This is a genomic window from Ralstonia sp. RL, assembly GCF_001683835.1.
Taxonomy (GTDB): domain Bacteria; phylum Pseudomonadota; class Gammaproteobacteria; order Burkholderiales; family Burkholderiaceae; genus Ralstonia; species Ralstonia mannitolilytica.
Window position 1 is genome coordinate 1 of the sequence record NZ_LWRX01000085.1, and the last position, 674, is coordinate 674.

The 674-nt window shown below is 63.9% G+C and carries 1 protein-coding gene; it reads left to right on the forward strand.

Annotated elements, in window-relative coordinates:
- Nucleotides 1–674, forward strand: a 674-nt coding sequence (locus A6M56_RS08165; RefSeq protein WP_286758057.1) for a DHHA1 domain-containing protein, incomplete at both ends; no start/stop codon positions are given.

Sequence of the window (674 nt, forward strand, 5' to 3'; positions counted from 1 at the left end):
GGAAATGCAGGATACCGCGCTGTTGCTGCTCGACACCTTCAACCCGCAGGACAAGACCACCATCAGCGTGTTCGATCCGTCTTGGCATCAGGGCGTGATCGGCATCGTCGCCTCGCGCCTGAAAGACAAGTTCTACCGGCCGACCATCACCTTCGCGCCGGGCGGCGAGGGCCTGATCAAGGGCTCGGGCCGCTCGATCGCCGGCTTTCACCTGCGCGACGCGCTCGACCTGGTGTCCAAGCATGCGCCGGGCGTCATCACCAAGTTCGGCGGCCACGCGATGGCGGCCGGCCTCACCATCCGCGCCGACGCCTTCGAGGCATTCTGCGCCGCCTTCGAGGCGGTCGGCCGCGCATGGCTGACGCAAAACCAGCTGGAACGCGTGATCGAAACCGACGGGCCGCTGGAAGACGCCTATTTCTCAACGCAATTCATCGAACTGCTCGACACCCAGGTCTGGGGCCAGGGCTTCGCGCCGCCGGTGTTCTGCGACGAGTTCCGCGTGCTGAACCAGCGTATCTTGAAGGAAAAACACCTGAAATTGATGCTGGAAAAGGATGGCCGCCGCTACGACGCGATCTGGTTTGGCCATGCCGACAGCCTGCCCGAGCGGGCGCTGATCGCCTACCGGCTGGATGCCAACGAATACAACGGCGTGACCAGGGTGCAGCTGA